The 20,025-nt window shown below is 59.7% G+C and carries 16 protein-coding genes; 5 read left to right on the forward strand and 11 right to left on the reverse strand.

Annotated elements, in window-relative coordinates; all coding sequences use genetic code 11:
- Window positions 1-2 precede the first annotated feature (2 nt).
- The 10 genes from ACWNZ1_RS15065 to ACWNZ1_RS15110 form a co-directional block, all read right to left on the reverse strand.
- A complete protein-coding gene (locus ACWNZ1_RS15065) occupies window positions 3-1,178 on the reverse strand; it encodes an alginate O-acetyltransferase (RefSeq protein ID WP_256453714.1) in 1,176 nt (391 codons plus the stop codon).
- Between the two features lie 11 nt (window positions 1,179-1,189).
- On the reverse strand, window positions 1,190-2,755 hold the full coding sequence (locus ACWNZ1_RS15070) for an MBOAT family O-acyltransferase (protein ID WP_135847066.1): 1,566 nt from the start codon (window positions 2,753-2,755) through the stop codon (window positions 1,190-1,192).
- A gap of 220 nt (window positions 2,756-2,975) precedes the next feature.
- The gene (locus ACWNZ1_RS15075; RefSeq protein WP_135848064.1) at window positions 2,976-4,100 is read right to left on the reverse strand and encodes a mannuronate-specific alginate lyase; all 1,125 of its coding nucleotides are present in this window, start codon (window positions 4,098-4,100) and stop codon (window positions 2,976-2,978) included.
- Between the two features lie 23 nt (window positions 4,101-4,123).
- The gene (locus ACWNZ1_RS15080) at window positions 4,124-5,572 is read right to left on the reverse strand and encodes an alginate O-acetyltransferase (protein ID WP_135847064.1); all 1,449 of its coding nucleotides are present in this window, start codon (window positions 5,570-5,572) and stop codon (window positions 4,124-4,126) included.
- A gap of 11 nt (window positions 5,573-5,583) precedes the next feature.
- Window positions 5,584-7,173 carry a mannuronan 5-epimerase AlgG gene (gene algG / locus ACWNZ1_RS15085; protein WP_135847063.1) on the reverse strand — a complete coding sequence of 530 codons (1,590 nt, stop codon included), beginning with the start codon at window positions 7,171-7,173 and terminating at the stop codon, window positions 5,584-5,586.
- A 26-nt stretch (window positions 7,174-7,199) separates the two neighbouring features.
- Window positions 7,200-8,684, reverse strand: coding sequence for an alginate export family protein (locus ACWNZ1_RS15090; RefSeq protein WP_135848063.1), 1,485 nt, complete (start codon window positions 8,682-8,684; stop codon window positions 7,200-7,202).
- Window positions 8,685-8,689: 5 nt separating this feature from the next.
- Window positions 8,690-10,195 carry an alginate biosynthesis TPR repeat lipoprotein AlgK gene (gene algK / locus ACWNZ1_RS15095; RefSeq protein ID WP_135847062.1) on the reverse strand — a complete coding sequence of 502 codons (1,506 nt, stop codon included), beginning with the start codon at window positions 10,193-10,195 and terminating at the stop codon, window positions 8,690-8,692.
- A gap of 15 nt (window positions 10,196-10,210) precedes the next feature.
- Window positions 10,211-11,380 (reverse strand): alginate biosynthesis protein Alg44, encoded by a 1,170-nt coding sequence (locus tag ACWNZ1_RS15100; RefSeq protein WP_135847061.1) that lies wholly within the window; start codon window positions 11,378-11,380, stop codon window positions 10,211-10,213.
- A 35-nt stretch (window positions 11,381-11,415) separates the two neighbouring features.
- Window positions 11,416-12,897: a mannuronan synthase gene (gene alg8, locus ACWNZ1_RS15105; protein WP_406550147.1), complete on the reverse strand. Its 1,482-nt coding sequence runs from the start codon at window positions 12,895-12,897 to the stop codon at window positions 11,416-11,418.
- Window positions 12,898-12,998: 101 nt separating this feature from the next.
- Window positions 12,999-14,315, reverse strand: a complete 1,317-nt coding sequence (locus tag ACWNZ1_RS15110) for a nucleotide sugar dehydrogenase (protein WP_135847059.1) — start codon at window positions 14,313-14,315, stop codon at window positions 12,999-13,001.
- Window positions 14,316-14,787: 472 nt separating this feature from the next.
- Between ACWNZ1_RS15110 and ACWNZ1_RS15115 the strand changes: the two genes are divergently transcribed.
- Window positions 14,788-15,117, forward strand: coding sequence for a hypothetical protein (locus ACWNZ1_RS15115; protein WP_135847058.1), 330 nt, complete (start codon window positions 14,788-14,790; stop codon window positions 15,115-15,117).
- Window positions 15,118-15,126: 9 nt separating this feature from the next.
- Here ACWNZ1_RS15115 and yaaA read toward each other — a convergent pair whose 3' ends face one another.
- Entirely contained in the window at window positions 15,127-15,906 is a 780-nt protein-coding gene (gene yaaA, locus ACWNZ1_RS15120) for a peroxide stress protein YaaA (protein ID WP_135847057.1), read from the reverse strand.
- A gap of 286 nt (window positions 15,907-16,192) precedes the next feature.
- Between yaaA and ACWNZ1_RS15125 the strand changes: the two genes are divergently transcribed.
- The 4 genes from ACWNZ1_RS15125 to moaD all read left to right on the forward strand — a co-directional run bounded on the left by ACWNZ1_RS15125 (window position 16,193) and on the right by moaD (window position 20,022).
- Window positions 16,193-17,317, forward strand: a complete 1,125-nt coding sequence (locus ACWNZ1_RS15125; RefSeq protein ID WP_256453712.1) for a polysaccharide deacetylase family protein — start codon at window positions 16,193-16,195, stop codon at window positions 17,315-17,317.
- A 336-nt stretch (window positions 17,318-17,653) separates the two neighbouring features.
- Entirely contained in the window at window positions 17,654-19,048 is a 1,395-nt protein-coding gene (locus ACWNZ1_RS15130; RefSeq protein WP_025215363.1) for a PhoH family protein, read from the forward strand.
- 261 nt (window positions 19,049-19,309) lie between these two features.
- On the forward strand, window positions 19,310-19,783 hold the full coding sequence (gene moaC / locus ACWNZ1_RS15135; RefSeq protein WP_135847055.1) for a cyclic pyranopterin monophosphate synthase MoaC: 474 nt from the start codon (window positions 19,310-19,312) through the stop codon (window positions 19,781-19,783).
- Window positions 19,780-20,022 carry a molybdopterin converting factor subunit 1 gene (gene moaD, locus ACWNZ1_RS15140; RefSeq protein ID WP_135847054.1) on the forward strand — a complete coding sequence of 81 codons (243 nt, stop codon included), beginning with the start codon at window positions 19,780-19,782 and terminating at the stop codon, window positions 20,020-20,022. Before moaC ends, moaD begins: the two co-directional genes overlap by 4 nt.
- Window positions 20,023-20,025: the final 3 nt, after the last annotated feature.

Below are 20,025 nucleotides of genomic sequence, written 5' to 3' on the forward strand. Positions count from 1 at the left end.
TTTCAGTTTTGCGCCCGGTCGGGCGTCTCGGATTGGGTGTTGGCGGCTACGTTTTGTTGACGTGCGCCGGCTTGTTTGAGCTCTGCGACCCACTGCGGGTCGGCGTCGCCGATTTCGTTGTTCACGGGCAGATAACGTTCAGGAAACTCCCAGATCAGCACCTGTGGCGGGCTGTTCTTGAAGGCGTCGCTCTTGAGGTAGCTGAGCATCGGCAGAATCGGGCCATGGCCGTCTTCGGCGTAGTTCACGACGTCGCTGTGCAGGGCTTGCTTGAGTGCACCGACGAAGTTCCAGTTGGGGTTGGCGCTGTAGCTGGTGCCGATCAGGGCCACAGGCACCTGGGCGTCGGCAAACAACGCGTCATCGCTGGCCGGCTGATCGTCGGCTTCGCGGGTGTTGCGCTTGACCAGTGGCTCCTGGGCAGGCATCAGGTTTTCGAACAATGGGTCCAGCGGCAGGAACTGGCGCAGGTCGCCCTTGTGGGTGATTTTTTCTGCAGGCGTGGTGATAAAACGCTGCGGCTCACCGTTGAGCGGCGTCTTCTCGGCAATGGCTTTGGCCAGGTTCTCGGCGGCCACTTGCGCGCCTTCCGGGGTCCAGTGGGTGTCGGTGCGCAGGAACACTTGCTGGCCGTTCTGTTTGGCCTGTTGCAGCGGGCCGAGCAGGTCAGGGGCGATGATCTTGTCTGCCGCCACGCGAGCGTGGAAGTCCTGGTAGAGGTTGGTGTGAATGCTGGACGGCTTCACTTCACCCATGTGTTCTGGATACAGGCGCGCCTTGGCCGGCAGGATCGCCATCACCAGGGTGATGCCTTGTTCCTTGAGCTTCTGGCGTACGCCTTCGACCAGCGCGTAGTTGCCTTGCAGGTTCAACTCTTCATTGACGATCGGGTTGAACTCCTCGTCGCTGTACAGCCACTGGTCGCGGCCCAGGACCACGCCTTTGCGGCCTTCGTTGAACAGCTTGTAGTCCAGCGCCGCCCAGATGTTGGTACCCAGGCGCTTGATCGGGAACTCTTCGTCGTAGTGAGTTTCCACGGCCTTGGCCCAGCGACCGTTAAGCACGGTCGCGTCGGGGTTGGTGCTGAAGCCGAAGAAGCTGCGCATCGACCACATGCCCAGTGCTGTCAGGATCAGCATGAACAGTGCGATGTAAAAGATGCGTAATGAGCGGGTCATGTTCAGATCCCTCAGAACTGGAAGTAAAGGAACGGCGAGAAGCTTTGCGCCGAGAGTTTGAGAATCGAGGCGATGAACAACAGCAGCACCAGGGCGCGCATCGCGTAGCGTGACCAGTCCGCGGTCCAGTAGGCCGGTTGCACCTGGGCTTCGACGCCAACGGTGTAGCCAGGTTCATGGATATTCGTCGGATTTTCACCCGGCACGGCTTTGATCAGACCCGGTTGTGCAGTGGCCGGACCATCAGCCTCGGTGCTCACTTCAGGCTTGGTCTTGACCGGCGGACGATTGGTGTAGAAGTCCCGCAGGCCGAAGAAGGCGAGGGTGATGTAGGCCACCGCCAACGTAGCGATTTGCAGGCCAGTGAGATTGGCGCGGGTCAGTTCCGACAGCGACCAGTCGCCGAAGCTGAACATGGCGCCGTACATGCGACCGGCCACGTGCAGGTTCTCTGCGCGGAAAATCACCCAGCCCATGACCACCAGCAGGAACGTCAGCGCCCAGCGGATCGGGTTGATGCTGCGTGGCGTGGTGTTGATGCCCACGGCTTTTTCGATGGCCAGCCACATACCGTGCCAGGCACCCCAGATCACGTAGGTGATGTTCGCACCGTGCCACAGACCACCGAGCAGCATGGTCAGGAACAGGTTGCGGTAGGTCATCAGCGTGCCTTTGCGGTTACCGCCCAAGGTGATGTAGAGGTAGTCACGCAGCCAGGTGGACAGGCTGATGTGCCAGCGCCGCCAGAACTCGGTGATCGACTGGCTGATGTAGGGCTGCTTGAAGTTTTCCATGAAACGGAAACCCATCATCAGGCCCAGGCCGATGGCCATGTCGCTGTAGCCGGAGAAGTCGAAATACAGCTGTGCGGTGTAGGCCAGGGCGCCGAGCCAGGCGTCGCCCGTGGTCGGGTTCTGCAAGGCGAAGCAATGGTCGGCCACCACGGCGAGGGTATCGGCGATGAACACTTTCTTGATGAAGCCCTGCATGAAGCGCGTGCAGCCTTCGGAGAACTTGTCCAGGGTGTGGGTGCGGTTGTTGAACTGATCGGCCAGGTCGCGGAAACGCAACACGGGGCCGGCGATCAGGTGCGGGAAAATGGCCACGAACGCTGCGAAGTCGATCAGGTTGCGGGTCGCCGGGGTGTCACCGCGATAGACGTCGATGATGTAGCTGATGGACTCGAAGATGTAGAACGAGATCCCGATCGGCAACAGCACGTGGGTCAGGATGAACGGATTCAAACCGAAGCCGGTGATGATCGCGTTGAGGCTGTCCACGCCGAAGTTGGCGTACTTGAAGTAGCCCAGGATGCACAGGTCCACGCCCACGCCGAGCAACAGCCAGCGTTGGGCCGGTTTGGTGCGCACGCCAGCGGCGCCGACCTTCAGGCCGATCCAGTAGTTCCACAGGGTTACGCCGGCGAACAGTGCCAGGAAATCCACCCGCCACCAGGCATAGAACACATAGCTGGCGAGCAGCAGCAGCAGGTTGCGATAGCGTTGCCCGCTCAAGTAGTACAAGCCGAGAAAGATCGGCAAGAACAGAAACAGGAACACGTTGGATGAAAATACCATCCCGATCTCTCCATGTTGAATCAACAGTCAAGGGCCAGAGCCCCCCCAAACCCCCCCATGAAAACCGGGGGGCGTAACACAGTTCATGTCTGACACTGCCCTGTGGGAGCGGGCTTGCTCGCGAAGGCGGTGTATCAGTCGACATCATTGCTGGATGACAGACCGAATTCGCGAGCAAGCCCGCTCCCACAAGGTTCCCTGCCAGGCAGGGGATACGGCATCAGCTTCCTTTTTCACCTTTTTCCCACGAAGGGTCATACACCTTGGTCAAGTCCCCACCGAGGCGGAAAGTCTTGAACGGTTGCATTTCATGCTTGCGCTCCAGCACATCCGCGGGGCAGGTGTAGAGGCTGCAGAACGGTTCGAGCCAGGCGAATTTCGAATCGATCTTCAGATCCTTCATTTCCTGTTCGTCGCCGTTCTTCTCTTCGAAGATGTCCGGATCTTTCACCCCGGCCAGCACCCGGTCACCCAGTCGCTTGAGGGCACCGTTGTTTTCCTGGCGCAGGTCCACGCCGTTGACCTGGGCGAAACTGGCGATCATCGCCAGCGGCGGCAGGGCATAGTTGTGGTAGGACAGGGCCCGTTGCTTGCGCTTGAGCTCGTTGGGCAGGAAGCCCTCGGCGTCGACTTGATTGACACCGACCTTGTATTCCTTGACGGCCCAGTCGAACAGGTCGCGACGGTTGGTCGCCACAGAGGTGGCCATCACCGACCAGGCGGCCCAGTAGGAATGGTTGTTGGTCTTGTCCAGTGGCAGGTTGTCCCAGTCGCTGACCACCTGATCGGCCATCCGGCTGAACCAGCCTTCGATCAGTTGTGCCTGTTCCTGGTGATTGGCCAGTGGGCGGGACTCGGAGAACTTCAGGCGCACATAGGCCGAAGCCATGCTGCCCAAGGCCCATTTGCGCATGGACTTGCCGGTGTGGTTGAAGTCCTTGGACATCAAGGCGTCGGCCTTGGCCCAGGCAGTCAGCCAGTTCAGGGTGCATTCCAGTTGCTCGGGGCGACCGTCACGCATGAATTGCATCACTTGCTTGCTGACGCCGCGCTCGATCTTGGTGATGTCGGCGGTGCTGTCACGGAAGGCTTTTTCCGATTGCACGTTCAAGGTTGCACGGGCCTTGTCGGAGCCTTCGTACTTGCTGCGAAACTGCAAGGAGCCGGTATAGGGTGTTGGTGTCGCGTCGCAGCCTTGGGCCGCGTCGCCCGTCTTGACCTTTTCGATCGGTGCGAAGTAACCCTGTGGCGGGCGCAGCGGGGCTGCCGCCTGCGTGGCCCCGGCGAATATCGCCAGGGTCAGCAGGGACGGCGCCAGCAGCGTTTTCAACGTTCGGGTGCGCATGGTTCTAGTCATGAGACGAGACCTCATTGTCCGATTTGAGCCGTTTGTTCGGCTTGCGGAGATACGTTGCGTTTGCAGACTTTCGCCTCAACTTGCAGTGGCTCCTTACCGGCTTCAGGCCCCTGGACTTCTACAGCCAGCAGGGTCTGGGAAGCCCAGTCCTCATCAGTACGCAATTGGAAGGCGAAACGTCCGTCAGTTTCCGAGGTATCCGGTTTTTCGATCTTGATATCCTCGTGGCGCCCATTCATGTACCAGAGGGTGGCTTGCAAGGTTTTCACCGACGTATCGGCGAAGCGGATGTCGATCTGGTGACTGCCGTTACGCAGGTCCATATTCTTGCTATTGACCATCAATTCGTTCTTGCCAGGCTTGAGCGCAGTCTTGCTGCTCATCTGTGCCGGCTTGCCTTCGCAACCGTTGTTGTCCAGCAGCGCCATCATCTGGCGGTAGATGGTTTCCTGGTCCAGGCGATAGAGCGGCGAGAATTCCCAGATCAGGATCTTCGGTGGATTCTTCTGGAATTCTTCGCTGCCCAGGTACTGGATCATCGCGCCCTCCAGACCGCCGCCAGGGAAGGCAACGTTGAGGATGTCGGCGCCGATGGCTTCTTCCAGGAAGCCGGCGAAGTTGTAGTTCTTACCGCTGTGGCTGGTGCCCACGAGGGTGATCTGCGGGTTGCCGGAATCGCCGAACAGGTCGCCGTCGCCAGCCTCGCCTTTAGGCTCGGTGGTGAACTGGTCCATGTACTGGATCGCATAGCTGGTGCCGCACAGCTGCCCGGCCATGTTGTGCAGGGTGCCGGTCTTGCCCATGCGGCCGGACTTCTTGGTCTCGAACTCACGCTTGGGAATGTCGGCGAAGGCCGGGATGCGCTTGACGTTCTCGGCGACGATCTTGGCGGTGCGCTGGGCGCCGTACGGCGTCCAGTGCTGGTCGCCACGGAAGTAGAAGTCGTGGGCCGGCAGGGTGTCGGGCAGGCTTTCATTGGTCAGTGGCGACAGGTCCGGCACCACATAACCCATCTGGGCGAAACGACCGAGCATGGACTTGTAGTTGCCTAGGGCCTTTTCGTAGTCGAAAGCGGCTTTTTCCTGTGGATTGAGCTTGTTGCGGTTCACCAGGCCACGGGTCGGCTGGTAGACGAGTACCAGCTCGATGCCTTTTTCCTTGAACGCATCGTGCAGCTGCTGCATGCGCTTGTAGCCGGCCGGGGTGGTGTTGAATTCGGTACGCAGGTCTTCCTGGGTCCGGAACAGCCAGTCACCCTGGGCCTGCACCAGCGTGGTGAAGTTCTGCTGATAACGCGTGGTGTAGTTCTTCGCATCGTGGGCCGCTGGGCACAGGTTGCAGCATGGTTCGGCGGTGAAGGTCGGTGCCTTGGTTTCGTCGGCGCGCGCGCCGCTGGTAGCGGCGAGAATGCCGGCAGTCAGGGCGGACAGGCCCAGAAGTTTGATCATTTGTGGGTTCATAAAGGTCATCCTCAGTCCCGCAATTCGGTCTGGCGTTCGACAGGGTCGATCAGCACGGCTTTCTGCTGGCGCACCAGCAGGTCGAGAATTTCATCCTGGCGCTCGCCGAGGATTCCCGTGAAGCTGATGCCGCTGGATTTGGTCGGCGCGAGCATGGACACGCGGTACAGCTCAACGCTCAAGGGCGAGTCGATGGACAGCGGGCCGCTGCCGTTGGCAGCCAATTCACCACCGACCACGATCAGCGAGACTTGGGCATCGAACGGGTCGAGCTTGATGTCCCGGTCGGTGTCGGACAGGTCCTTGATGTGGCCGTAGACACCGGTCAGGCCGTTGGCCATGGAGACGTTTTCGTAGAGGCGGATGTTCACGCTGTTACGAATCCGGATGCCGTGGCGTTGGTTGCTGATCACTTTGTTGCCCCACAGCAGGTTGTCACCACTCTCATAGAGCGTGATGCCGTCGGTGTGGTTCTTGTAGATCTCGTTGTAGGCGATCAGGTTGTTCACGCTGTTACGGTCGATCACCAGGCCCGAGAGTTTGTTGTCGTAGCTGCGGTTGTTGAAAATGAAGCTGTCGTTGACCTCACGGGAAATAATGATCCCGTGCTTCTTCTTGGTCCCGTAGACGGTGTTGTCGGCGATGATCAGCCGATGGGAACGGTCGTGGGGGTCGATGCCGTAGACGATGTTGTCTTTGTAGGTGTTGCCCTTGACCACAAAGTCACGAGTCTCGTAGCAGTAGAAGCCGTACCACATGTCCGAGAACTCGGAACCGATGATCCAGCCGGTCGGTTCGGGGCGCTTGAGGACCTTGGCCATGTTCGGCGTGTACTGGGAAATACTCACCCCGTACGACTTACTGTTGGCGTAGCCGAAGCTGGCCATCTTGGTGTTGACGATGTAGGTCTCGGTACCGCCCCACGACAGCAGGAACGGACGGAATTCCTTGGGCGAGCGGAACGTGGCGGGGCCATTTTCCTTTTCGCGCCAGCCGGTGACCTTGGTGTCGCGGATGAACATCTGGCCATCGTTGACCAGGAACGCGCCGCCCTCCTGGGACAGGCGCAGTTCCTGGGTCTGTTTGTCGATTTCCAGGATGCCTTTCTGGCCGACCACGATCGGAATCCTCGCCAGGTAGATACCTGGCGAGGTTTCGATGACGTACTTGGGGACCTTCTTGGCCAGGTCCTTGAGGTTCATATAGCCATCGTCGACGAAGATGGCCTGTGGGATACCGTGCTGACGCACCACCCACTCGGCCATCTTGTTGTCGCCGCCGATGAAGTCCTTCAAGGCGTTTTCCTGCATCATCCGGCGCACACTGACCTTGCCGGGCTTGGTCCGCACGATTTTCTTCGCGACCGCTTCGGCGGTGAAACCGGTGAGGTCGGGCAGGGTCGGCTTGGCCAGTTCCAGCGGTGCGGTCGGTGCGCTGCTGACGGTGTAGGTCTTGGCTTGTTGCAGACCTTTGACCACGTTGCCCGGCTTGACCACCGGTTCAACGTTGGCGAACGCCGGCGAGCCGGCCAGCAGCATCGCTGCGACCAACAGGCTGATCGAACCTTTCATCGCCTGGCTGTTCCTGAGGTAGCGGTTCATATCGGGCACTCCCATGGTCATTCGCATCAGAAGCGCCAGATCACGTCGACAAAGGCGCGATGCATGTACGAATCGACCTCTTTGCCGTAGGCGTCGCCTGGCTTGAACACCCCGCCACGAAAGCGCACCAGCGCCGACGGCTCATCGATGGACTGGCTCAGGGCGGCTGGCAACAGGCCTTGCTTGAAGTACTTGGTGACCACCAGGTCGACTTCCTGGCCCAGGTCCTTGTTACCGTCACGCAGCGGCAGGGACGAGGTAGACAGAATTGCGCCGGTCACGTCGTCAGTGTTGTTCTCCACGGCATTGATGCCGTTGCTACCCACCGGCTTGTTGCCGTCCACACGCCAGAACTTGTGGTACACCAGGCTGGCGTCATATTCGTCACGCAACTGCCAGGAACCGAACAGGCTGGCGCTTTGGGTGTTAGCCATTTCGCCGCGGAAAGCCTCGCCGAAACGGTGGACCCGCGAGCGGGTGCCGGTGTAGTTCGAGCGGTTGCTTTGCAGGCCGTTCTGTTCGTAGTCCTCGCTGGCGCGGGCATAGGCCGCGCCGACTTGCCATTGCGGGTCGAGGCGCAGGCGGATACCCAGGTCAGTGGCCCAGCCGTCGACGTCGTCACTGCGCTTGGCTTCTGTCGGACGCGTGCCGTCGGCGTTGAGCGGGTTGGCAGTGTTGCGGTCGCCGGTCATGCCGGTCAGGCTCGCCCAGTAATTGACGGTGTTGGTGTTGCGCCAGTTGTAGGCGTCGCTGTTGGCTTCCAGGCCCAGCCAGGAGATGTCGCCGTTCTGGGTCTTGTCCAGGGTGTCGGTGGCTTCGCCCGGGGTCGGGTAATCGAGGCTGCCATTGTCATGGGAGTGGTGGGCACGGATACCGGCCCATTGGCCGGGCATCCACTGGTAACCCACGTCACCGTAGACGTGCAGGCGATCCTTGTCCTGGGGCGACAGCTCCTTGAGGTCAGTGCGGTATTCGCTGAAGCGTTCGGCGACACCCAGATTGGCGCGCAGCAACGTGGTGTCGAAGGTCCAGTTCAGGGCTTCGATGTTGGTGTCGCGCCATTGGCCGTCGTCGTTGCGCAGGCGCTGGCGCCCGAACTTCAACTGCTCGCCCGGATAAGGGGTCAGGCCCCGATAGCCAATCCAGAATTCGCGCATGGCCAGGTAGCTTTTCTTGGCTTCGCGATCGCCGCTGTCGGTTTGCTGGGTCGCGTCATCGGACTGTTGCAGCGTATCGGTCTCGATGATGTCGGTAGACGTCACGGCCTGGGCCATGGCGTAGGCGCTCCAGGCACCGCGTTCGCCATAGATCCATGGGCGTACGTCCAGGCCGATACCGTTGACATCGCCGCCGCTCTGGGTGCCGAGGTCACGGTCGTCTTCGGACTGGCCGGTGATTTTCACTTCCAGGCCGAAGTTCTTGTCATCGGTCAGGGCCGCCAGGGTCGGACAGGACCACAACAGGGCAAACGACAGGCCAATACCGGCCTGAACAAAAGGATTGAGCTTCAAAGGCTTCATAGAGGTTCCTCGCCGTCATCTTCTTTTAGGGCTTGCAGTTCCAGCGTATCGGGGCTCATGGCGCCGCGAATGGCCTGCTCTTGTTTTAGCAGGCGCTGGGCTTGTGCGAGCTGCTCCGGCGGTAATTGGGCTTCGAGGGTCTGGGCCAGTTCAGTGGCTTGCGGGGTGTTCTGGGCCTTGGCCAACTGGCTGAACACATATGCGTTGAGCGGGTTGGGCTTGGTGCCCTTGCCCTGGGAGAACAACTGGGCAATGGCAAAGTCGGCGCTGTTCTGGCCGTTGCGCGCGGCCTTGAGCAGATGGTCCAGGGCCTTTTGCGAGTACACCTGGCCCAGGTAACCGCGGCGATAGATCTGGCCGAGGTAGTAATCGGCGGCCACTTCGCGGCCAACGGCTTTCTGGAAATGCGCCTCGGCGGCCTTGGCGTCAGCCGGAACCCACTTGCCTTCGTAGTACAGCTTGCCCAGCAGCAGCTCGGCACGAGGCTGGTCGGCGGCACGGCCGTTTTCCAGGTATTGCATCATCTTGTCGACGTCGCCCAGTTCGGGGAAGTCGTAGAGAATCTGCGCCAGGCTGACCCAGGCAGCGGGGTAGGCAGGGGCGATTTCTTCGAGCAGCGACTGGGCGGTTTTTTCGTCGGTCTTGCCCAGGCTGGCATCGGCCAGGACTCGGGCGACGCTGTCCACGCGTTGGGCGGATACCACGCCAGCGCGGTGACCGGCTTGCATCTGCTTGAGCAACTCGGCCTGCTGTTCCGGCTGGCCGCGTTTCTGATAGACCGTGGCCAGTTCGACGTAGCAGATGTCGGTGGTGGCCAATGCGGCCTTGCAGACCTTTTCCACTTCGTCCAGATGCTGGTCGTAGGTGCCTTGTGTGCGGTAGAGCAGGATCTGCGCCAGGCCCGCTTCCGGGTAGCCGGCACTGCGCCATTGGCTGATCTGCTGCTGGGCATTGACGTTCGGGAAGCTGTGGGGATATTGCAGGTACAGCATCGCCAGCGGGATGAGGGTGCCACCTTCACCGTTGGCGAAAGCTTTCTTCAACAGGCCTTCTGCTTCGTGTTTTTCAGCCTCGGTGGAACCGGGCTTGGCCACCAGCAGGCGACCCAGGCGAGCCTGGGCGCGTGGCGAGATGTCAGCCGCGGCGCGGTAAGTCGCCTCGGCTTTTTTCATCTGCTCCGGATCGTGGCTGTCCACCTGAATGTCGGCCAGGCCCACCTGGGCTTCGCTGTAGCCCAGGTCTGCCAGTTGCTGATAGTTCTGCTGCGCCAGCGACGTGTCGCCGCGCTTGAGCGCTTCGTTGGCCAGGCGCTGGTCGGGCAGGCCAGCGCAGCCGCTGAGGCCGATCGCCAGCGCCAGTGCACAAAAAGCATAGCCAGTGGGGAAGCGAGCTTGCTCGCGATGCAGGCGCTGCGGTGCCACGGTAAGACCGCGTTGATCCTTTCGCGAGCAAGCCCGCTCCCACAGGAACTGTGGCGTGTTCAGGATTTTTGTAATGGTCACGGGCATATCCTCGACTTAAAGACCGACGGCCATGGCTTTGTCGATCAGCCAGCTCAGGTTCGGGCCACGGTCGCTGTTGACTTCTACTGGACGGCCAGCCAGCGAGCTGTCCAGCGGCTCGTCAGGCTTGATCAGCACACGGATATCGGAGGACAGGTCGGCGCTTTTCAGGCTGGTGCTGCTAACGATCTTGCCGGTGCGAATGGTGTCTTCGCCGGCAACCTGGAAGCTGACCTGGGTACCTGGACGCACGTCGCCGAACTGGCGATAGGAGAAACGCGCCTCGACGTTGGCTTCGGTGCCTCGTGGGACCAGTTGGAAGATTGTGTCGCCCTTGCTGGCGTACTGACCGTCAGACACCAATTGCTGGGCCACGATGCAGTCGCACGGGGAGGTCAGGGTGCCGGTCATTTGCTTGCCGAACAGTTCCTCGACCTTGGCCGGTTGCAGCTGGTTGTCGTCCAGATGGCCCTTGAGCACGTCGAGCATGCTGGTGCTGAAGGTTGCCAGCGGGGCGCCCTTGGCGGCCACGCCGTCAGCCTTGACCAGGCTTTGCACGGTGCCGTCGCGCGGCATGGTGATGGCCGTGCCCGTTACGTTCACCAGGCCCGCCTGGGCGTGGCTGACGAAGTACATGCCGTACACCGATTTGAAGATGAAACCGAACGCCGCCAGGCCGACGAGGAAGATCGCCAGGCTGAAGGTCACGGCCCGCAGGCGGGCGATGGCGCTCATGCCGCCGTTCTCATCTTTTTGCTTGCGCGCCTTGGTGAAGTTGTCGCGCTGCAAGGTCGCCAGCACATCGCCGACGCCGACGATGTCACCGGCCAGGTGCGAAGTGATGATGTGACGCAGTGTCGAGATGTCCCGAGGCTCCAGGTTCTGGAACTGGCAACCGGTGCGACCGGTCTGGCGATCGTAGGAGCGGATCTGCAGATCCACGTCCATGGCCAGGCCAAGGTTGTCGATCACGAACTGCAGGCGGCCCTTGTAGGACTCGCCGACCTTGAGCGGCATCTGTCCGGCGTTGAAGCACAGGCCACCGGCGGAGAGGTCCAGGACCTTGACTTCCATCGGCGTTCGGTCTGGGCCGAAGAAGCGCAATTTGGCCGGGATTTTCACTCGGGCGTGTTGGCGCTGGGCTTCGGATTCATGCACTACGTTGACATTCACGGCGGTGTTCATAGGGGCGATTTCCTAGTTAATTCATTCAAGTCCGGTCAGACCATCGTCAGCAGCACGGCGACAAAAATGCTGCCGGCGGAGAAGGTCATGGTCCGAGACGACCAAGTGTTGAACCAACGTTGAAAGCTGGCGAGATCACGGGTCAGATGGGTGGGCTGGCGAGTCCAGGACTGTTGGTCGAGGCGGAAGAACACGTAAATCTTCACCAGTGCACCGACGATCTGGTTGTAATAGAGAATCGCCGGGTAGGCAGGGCCGATCCGGTGTCCGGAGCACGACAGCAACAAGGTCAGGATCAACCGAGTGATGCCGATCCACAGCAGGTACACCAGGATGAATGCGGTGCCGTACTTGAAGCTGGCGATCAGTGCCACGGTCAGACCCAGCAGCGAGGTCCACATCGACACGCGCTGGTCGAACAGCACCACCGAGGTAAACAGGCCCAGACGCTTCATGCCCAGGCCTAGTGCCCGGGAGTTCTGCCGCAGGTTGTTGCCGTACCAGCGGAACATCAGTTTTCGACTGGCCTTGATGAAGCTCTTTTCCGGCGGGTGCTCGACGGTGTTGATCGCGGCGTCGGGCACGTAGAAGGTGTCGTAGCCCAGGCGCATCAGGCTGAACCAGCTCGACTTGTCATCACCGGTGAGAAACTTGAAGCGGCCCAGGCGCCAGTGTTGCAGCGAGTCGCTTTCCACGTCGGCGATGAAGTCCGGGTTGGTCACCACGGTGGCACGGAACACCGACATGCGTCCGGTCATGGTCAACACGCGCTTGGACAAGGCCATGGAGCACATGTTGATATGGCGCTGGGCGAAACGCAGCTTGTGCCATTCGCTCATGATGTAGCCGCCGCGCACTTCGCAGAACTCGTTGGTGGTCAGGCCGCCGACGTTGCCGAACAACTGGAACCACGGCACGGTCTTGCGTACCACGCCTTCGGCGAGCACGGTGTCGCCGTCGATCACGGCTACCACCGCACGATCGTCCGGCAAGTGGCGGGAAATGGCGCGGAAGCCGAAGGCCAGGCCGTCACGCTTGCCAGTACCCGGGATGCGCACGAAGTCCAGCTTGACCCGCTCTGGTGGGTTCATGCGGGCCCAGAGGCTCTTGACCAGCAGCTCGTCGGACATTTCCACGATGGAGCAGACCACAGTGGTGGGCAGCCCGCAGTCGATGGCTTCGCGAATCACCGAGCTGTAGACCTGGGCGGTGGTCAGCGCGTCGATTCGAAAGCTGGTGACCATCAGGTACACGTGGGACGGATCCGCCGCCTTGCCCAGCTTGCGTACCTTGCGGCGCAGGTGAGGGTAGACGATGTACAGGAAGATCATGCCGCGCACGAAATGCGTCGCTCCCATGGAGTAACGCCAGATGCCCACGGCGCCGATCAGGAAGATGAAATCCTTGGATTCGGAGTCGAACGTGGACGCAGGCAACGCCATGGCGATGCCCATCAATAAAATCAAGTAAAACAGCCAACCGGCGGCCTGAAGCAGGCCGTGCTTTAGCCTGTGCATAATCTGCATCCGTCTCTATTCTCGGGCGGGCCTTGTGGGCGGCCCGATGGGTTAAGGCAGGCGAAAGGCCGGCCGGGCGCGAACCCGACCGGCAAACAGACTTACCAGCAGATGCCTTCGGTCCGGCCACTCGCGGAGGTGGCCTTGGACATGAAGCCAACCAGGTCGATGACCTGCTTGCCTTCCGGTACGTTCTCGGTCAGTGCGCGGAACTTCTCATCGCGGTTGCCCAGGATGATGATGTCGGAGCTATCGATCACTGCGTCGAAATCGGAGTTGAGCAAGGACGAGACGTGAGGGATCTTCGACTCGATGTAGTCCTTGTTCGCGCCGTGGACGCGGGCGTATTCGACGTTGCTGTCGTAGATTTTCAGCTCGAAACCCTTGCCGATCAGCATTTCCGCCAGTTCTACCAGCGGGCTCTCGCGCAGGTCGTCGGTGCCGGCCTTGAAGCTCAGGCCCAGCAGGGCGACCTTGCGCTTGTCATGGCTGGAAACGATGTCGAAGGCGTTCTGCACCTGGGATTCGTTACTGCGCATCAGCGAGTTGAGCAGTGGCGCTTCCACGTCCAGGGAACTGGCGCGGTAGGTCAGGGCGCGGACGTCCTTGGGCAGGCACGAGCCGCCGAAGGCGAAGCCAGGGCGCATGTAGTACTGGGACAGGTTCAGGGCCTTGTCCTGGCAGACCACGTCCATCACCACACGACCATCGACGCCGACGGCCTTGGCGATGTTGCCGATCTCGTTGGCGAAGGTCACCTTGGTGGCGTGCCATACGTTGCAGGTGTACTTGATCATTTCAGCGACGGCGATGTCCTTGCGGATGATCGGCGCATCGAGCTCTTCGTACAGCGATTGCAGAACGTCGCCAGAGGCTTTGTCGAACTCGCCGATCACGGTCATTGGCGGTTGATCGTAGTCTTTGATCGCGGTGCTTTCGCGCAGAAACTCAGGGTTGACCGCGACACCGAAATCAACGCCGGCCTTCTTGCCGGAGCAGTCTTCGAGGATCGGGATGACCACGTTTGCCACGGTACCTGGCAGTACGGTGCTGCGAACCACGATGGTGTGGCGGGTCGTCTTGTCACGCAGGACAAAACCGATCTCGCGGCACACGGCTTCGATATAGTTCAGTTCCAGATCGCCGTTCTTCTTACTCGGAGTACCGACGCAAATCATCGACAGGTCAGTATCGCGAATGGCTTCGGCGAAGTTGGTGGTGCCGCGCAGGCGGCCTGTTTCGATACCTTGAGCCAGCAACTCGCCAAGACCCGGTTCAACGATCGGCGATTTACCGGCGTTGATCATGTCGATTTTGTCTTTGGCGACATCTACGCCAACTACATCATGGCCCCGTGCAGACAGGCAACCGGCACATACTGCACCGACGTAACCCAAACCAAATATGCTAATGCGCATCGCATTTACCTCTGTTTTCATGCCAATAAATGGCCGGAGTTAATAGTGTTCAGCGGTCATCGAGCACTCGGAAGTGTGGAATGCAGGCGCCACAGTGCCGTGTGCAGGCATACTAAGTTCCGAGTGTCTAAATAAGTGCACTCAAGTTGTGCGCAAAGCGGCCTAGTTGTTATGACCTGCCCTGTTATGCAGCCAGTCCTCATTATCGAGAACACTCGTGCAAAAAATCCTTTACCCCTGATCCCTGGCAAAAAGCCCACAAAATCAGAAGCTTGTGTGCTCGGGTGAGCACGTTATAGGGGCGCAGCCTTGGCCTTGTAGGGGATAGTAATGGTGCGTTATCTCCTGTCCTTCATAAGATGGATCCAAATAGGCGACCGTTTCACTAAATTGCCATGACAACTTGGTTACTTGGATCGACGGCCTATGTAAGTCATCTCTTACACGCTCCGTGAGAATCGTTACGGGTGGTATGAGCCGTGCAATTTCACATAGTTCCGATCCGCTCATCGCGATTTTCGAAATTTTTCGAAATATTATGAAAGATGGCACTGCTCTCAATATGATGGCACTTGCCATTTTGGCCTTTATAAATGGGGAGTTAGGTCGGCTGGATGTTTTTTTGCCACTACTGGCGAAAAAAATTGGTGCCACTACGCAAAAAACTGACGAGTGTCGAGTGAAAAAAAAGTTAGCGAGGGGGAGGGGTGATTTATTGGCGCCATGGAACTGGCGAAGTGGTGGGGTAAGTTGGATGACAGGTTCGAGTTCAATCGAAGCCCCCGATCAGGGGGCGATATAAAGGGGTGCATTATTCAGGGGCGTGGTCGCGCAGGAAAACCAGTTTTTCCGGGGTCGACTGTTGGGCGTTGAAGCGGTAGCCCTGCACGTCGAACTGTTTGAGTGCCGCAGGATCGTCGATACGTTCCTGGATCACGAAGCGACTCATCAAGCCCCGGGCCTTCTTGGCGTAAAAGCTGATGATCTTGTACTGGCCGTTCTTCAGGTCCTTGAATTCGGTATCAATGACGCGCGCTTTCAGTGCGCTGCGCTTGACCGCCGAGAAGTACTCATTGGAAGCCAGGTTCAACAACACGTCATCGCCCTGGTCAGCCAGGGCTTCATTCAGCCATTCGCTGATCCGCGTTCCCCAGAAGGCATACAGGTCCTTGCCCCGGGCATTGGCCAACTTCGTGCCCATTTCCAGGCGATAGGGTTGCATCAGGTCCAGCGGGCGCAGCAAGCCATAAAGGCCGGAGAGCATGCGCAGGTGCTGTTGGGCGTAATCGAAATCAGCTTCGTCAAAGCTTTGTGCATCAAGGCCGGTGTACACATCACCCTTGAAGGCCAGCAGGGCCTGTTTGGCGTTGGCTGGGGTGAACGCTGGCGTCCAGCTGCCGAACCGCGCGGCATTGAGGCCGCCGATCTTGTCAGAGACGTGCATCAGTTCGCTGATTTGTGCCGGCGAGAGCTCACGTAGTTGTTCGACCAGCGCCTGGGAGTGGTCCAGGTATTGCGGCTGGGTAAAACGCTCGGTGGCCGGCGGTGTTTCGTAATCGAGGGTCTTGGCGGGGGAAATCACCATCAGCATGCAATCGTCTCCTTCAAAGGTGCCGCGATTCTAGGGGGTTGTTTGGGTGGACTCCAGCTATTGGGGCGATAGGTGATCGGTGGTGGCGGGCGTTGCACGAGCTATACCCGTACGGCGAGTGCTTTATAGGGCTATAGGGCGGGCGCTTTTGTGACGAGGGAGCGAGCTCCCTCGCCACAGAAACCCTTTAGCCACAGTCGCGCCTTTGCCACGAGGCATTCGCAGGCGGGTCTTGTGCCTGGATCAGCTATGATGCCGCGCGGGTTTCGTTATGGAGACATTCCTTTTGCGTATCGTCCTTTTGTTATCGGCCTGGCTGTTGAGCCTCGGCGCCGTTGCCGCGCCCAACGACGTCGCCAGCCTGGACCGCAGTACCTGGCCGGAGCAACTCAGCAACCCGACCCTGTTCGACGTGGCTTCGCGGGCCGAGATCCTGATGTTTGCGCGAGTCTTGCTGGACACCGATGCCATGGACGAAATCGCCCTCAAGCAGTACCTGGGGCTGCGCACGGTCAATATGGCGGCGATCGATACCCTTCGCGCGCGGCTGTGGCAGCGCTTGCTGAGCAACTACAACTTCGCCCAGCGCAGCTGTGATCAGGATGCTTCTTTCTGTTACCTGGTGGAGAACATGGCCACCCTGCGCGAAGAGGCAGGCAGATTCCAGCTTGACGACAACTCCTATTACATCAAGTGGGCCGAGCCGAGCCGGATCTTCCACACCCAATACCGCGATGAATTGCTGCGCAAGGCCGCGCTGTTTCCGCAGACCAGTAGTGAAATCGAACGTTTCGGCGACTACGAGCGCAACGGCGACGACATGAACGACCGCATGTTCCTGCTGACCTTCGACAGCGGGGCCAACGTCGTGCCGGACCATACGCCGTGGCTGACCGAGTATCTGCGCAAGTCGAACATGAGTGGCACCTTTTTTGTGCTGGGCAAGGACATCCAGACACGCCTGGCGGATCGCTCCGTCAACAGCCTCCAAACGCTGTATTCAGGCCAGTGCGTGGGGGTGCAGGGTTGGGAGTTTCGCTCCCACAGTCATTGGCAAGACTGGCAGGATTCGGTAAGGCGCAGCGTCGAGCTGGTCAAGGGGAAGTTGCCGGAGAATTATGTGCCGCTGTTCCGCCCACCCCAGGGCCAGCGCCGTGGCGATGCCCAATCGTTTTTCAGGAACCAGGGCCTGCAAGTGGCACTGTGGGATATCGATCCCCAGGATAGTAATAGTCGGCTCAAACCCGAGCAAAGCGCCCAGCGCGCGCTGACACTGATGCTGTTGTGGCGCCACGGGGTGATCAACTTCAACGCCAAGCAGGATGCGGTGAAAACAGCGATGCCCTGGCTCATCACGCAAACGGCGCAAAGCGGGATCGGTTGGGAGGATTGTCAGGACGCGTTTCGCTGATGTCGCGAAAGGCCCGTAAACACTGGGGAGGAAGGAAAAATCGGCATACATTCATGATGACCGGACTTCCGACTTTAACGGTGCGACGGCGGTACGCCAAGGGTTATTCGTCACTCTGAAAAATAAACTTCAAAAAAACGTCAAAGTACTTTTTCCTGTCATGGTTTTTGGAGTATCAAGAAGACAGACCGCCGAAACCTGCAACACAGGTGGCGTCTTCCAAGACCCAGATTGTGTGCAGTTCACCTGAATCCTCGCGGGTGAATTCGGTGGCTACTTCGAGGCGCAGCACTGTCACGGTATTGCGTCGAATGGCCCCCACATAGGTGACCGAGTATGGATGACCACGGACGTAGCCCTTCCTCCAACCAGCCAATCCTCTATGTACTCGATACCAACGTATTGATCCACGATCCAAACGCACTGCTGAACTTCGAAGAACACCACGTTGCCATCCCGATGACCGTGCTTGAGGAGCTGGACAAGCTCAAGAGCGGGCACCATAGCGTCGCCGCCGAATGCCGGCAGGCGATCCGCCTGATCGACAAAACCCTGGGTGATGCCTCTCCCGAGGACGTTGAACTCGGGGTGTCGATCCAGCGTGGCAAAAGTGGACCCAAGGGCCTGCTCTCGATCCTGATGAGCAAACGCACCGAACCCAACCTGGTGCTGCCGGAACACCTGAACGACAACATCATCATCAACCAGTTGATCGACCTGCACGCGCGCAACAAGGATCAGGCCGTGGTGCTGGTGACCAAAGACATCAACATGCGCCTCAAGGCCCGCGCTTGCGGGATCGCGGCGGAGGACTACAGCACCGACCAACTGGTCGACGATGTCTCGCTGTTGCCCAACGGCTACCACAACATGACCGGCTCCTTCTGGGACCGTGTGAGCAAGGTTGAAACCCGCCAGGACCATGGCCGCACCTGGCACCAGGTGCAACTGATCGACAACCTGCCAGCGGTGCACATCAACGAGTTCATCATCGACGAACAAGGATTCGTCGGCTGGATCAAGGAAATCCACGTCGACAAGCTGCTGATCCTCGACCTGCACCAGGAGCCCTTGCTGCATCAGGAAGCCTGGGGCCTCAAGCCGCGTGACATCTACCAGAGCCTGGCCCTGTTCGCCTTGCTCGACCCGGATATCCACCTGGTCAACCTGTCCGGCGCCGCCGGTTCCGGCAAGACCATCCTGGCCCTGGCCGCCGCCATCGAGCAGACCATGGTCAGCAAGCGCTACCGGCGCATTATCGCGACCCGCAGCGTGCAGGGCCTGGACCAGGAAATCGGCTTCCTGCCCGGCACCGAAGCGGAAAAAATGGAACCTTGGCTGGGCGCCATCACCGACAACCTCGAAGCCTTGCACATGGATGACGAAAGCACCCATGGCAGCGTCGACTACATCCTCAGCAAAGTGCCGTTGCAGTTCAAATCCCTCAACTACATTCGAGGCCGCAGCTTCCAGCAGAGCCTGATCCTGATCGACGAATGCCAGAACCTCACCCCGCACCAGATGAAAACCATCATCACCCGTGCCGGCGCCGGTTCTAAAGTGGTGTGCCTGGGTAACCTGGCGCAGATCGACACCCCTTACCTGTCCGCGACCAGCTCCGGGCTGACTTACCTGACCGAACGCTTCAAGGATTTCCCCAACGGGGTCCACATCACCCTGCAGGGCGTACCGCGCTCGATTCTGGCCGAATACGCCGAATCGCATCTGTAACCCCACCCAGACCGGGCGACCAAAGGGTCGCCCGGTTTTTTATGGATGTACGAAAAAAACCTGTGGGAGCGGGCTTGCTCGCGAAGGCGGCGTGTCAGACAGCATATTTGTAGCTGATACGCCGCCTTCGCGAACAAGCCCGCTCCCACAAGAGGATTTGTTGTTTGGGAAGTTACCGGCCCCCACACAGGTGCGACAATCAGCCCTGCCGGAATCTGACCCACAGGTTTACAATCGACACTCCCGATCAGGAGTAACCCTGTGCTGACTCATCTCGATTCCCAAGGTCGCGCCAACATGGTCGACGTGACCGACAAGGCCGTGACGTTCCGTGAAGCCACGGCCGAAGCCTTTGTGCGCATGTTGCCCGACACGCTGCAGATGATCGTCAGCGGCGGCCATCCCAAGGGCGATGTGTTCGCTGTTGCGCGCATTGCCGGCATTCAAGCCGCGAAAAAAACCAGTGATCTGATCCCGCTCTGTCATCCGTTGATGCTCACCAGCGTCAAGGTCGAGCTCAATGCCGAAGGCGAGGACCGGGTGCGCATCGTTGCCCGTTGCAAGCTGTCGGGGCAGACCGGCGTGGAGATGGAAGCACTGACCGCCGCCAGCGTTGCCGCGCTGACCATCTATGACATGTGCAAGGCCGTGGATCGGGGCATGACCATCGAAGGCGTGCGGGTGTTGGAAAAGCTCGGCGGCAAGAGCGGCCATTTCCAGGCGGATGCACAATGAAAATCACGGTGAAGTTCTTTGCCCGTTACCGGGAAGCGCTTGGGGTGGATTCGGTAAAGGTGGAAGGTGATTTCGCCACGGTTGACGACGTGCGCGCGCTGCTCGCTCAACGTGACGGTGCCGAGGTGCTGAGCGAGCAAAACCTGATGTGCGCTCGCAACGAAGACCTGTGCCAGCTCGACGAGCCGCTGGTGGATGGCGACGAAGTGGCGTTCTTTCCCACCGTGACCGGAGGCTGAACC

Source organism: Pseudomonas sp. CFBP 5748, assembly GCF_053850495.1.

What these genes read in the sequence shown, in the direction of transcription:
- ACWNZ1_RS15110 (WP_135847059.1), bottom strand. Translation starts at nt 14,315, where the DNA reads ATGCGCATTAGCATATTTGGTTTGGGTTACGTCGGTGCAGTATGTGCC.
- alg8 (WP_406550147.1), bottom strand. Translation starts at nt 12,897, where the DNA reads ATGCACAGGCTAAAGCACGGCCTGCTTCAGGCCGCCGGTTGGCTGTTT.
- ACWNZ1_RS15100 (WP_135847061.1), bottom strand. Translation starts at nt 11,380, where the DNA reads ATGAACACCGCCGTGAATGTCAACGTAGTGCATGAATCCGAAGCCCAG.
- algG (WP_135847063.1), bottom strand. Translation starts at nt 7,173, where the DNA reads ATGAACCGCTACCTCAGGAACAGCCAGGCGATGAAAGGTTCGATCAGC.
- ACWNZ1_RS15075 (WP_135848064.1), bottom strand. Translation starts at nt 4,100, where the DNA reads ATGCGCACCCGAACGTTGAAAACGCTGCTGGCGCCGTCCCTGCTGACC.
- ACWNZ1_RS15065 (WP_256453714.1), bottom strand. Translation starts at nt 1,178, where the DNA reads ATGACCCGCTCATTACGCATCTTTTACATCGCACTGTTCATGCTGATC.
- ACWNZ1_RS15115 (WP_135847058.1), top strand. Translation starts at nt 14,788, where the DNA reads ATGAGCCGTGCAATTTCACATAGTTCCGATCCGCTCATCGCGATTTTC.
- ACWNZ1_RS15080 (WP_135847064.1), bottom strand. Translation starts at nt 5,572, where the DNA reads ATGAACCCACAAATGATCAAACTTCTGGGCCTGTCCGCCCTGACTGCC.
- moaD (WP_135847054.1), top strand. Translation starts at nt 19,780, where the DNA reads ATGAAAATCACGGTGAAGTTCTTTGCCCGTTACCGGGAAGCGCTTGGG.
- yaaA (WP_135847057.1), bottom strand. Translation starts at nt 15,906, where the DNA reads ATGCTGATGGTGATTTCCCCCGCCAAGACCCTCGATTACGAAACACCG.
- ACWNZ1_RS15070 (WP_135847066.1), bottom strand. Translation starts at nt 2,755, where the DNA reads ATGGTATTTTCATCCAACGTGTTCCTGTTTCTGTTCTTGCCGATCTTT.
- ACWNZ1_RS15130 (WP_025215363.1), top strand. Translation starts at nt 17,654, where the DNA reads ATGGATGACCACGGACGTAGCCCTTCCTCCAACCAGCCAATCCTCTAT.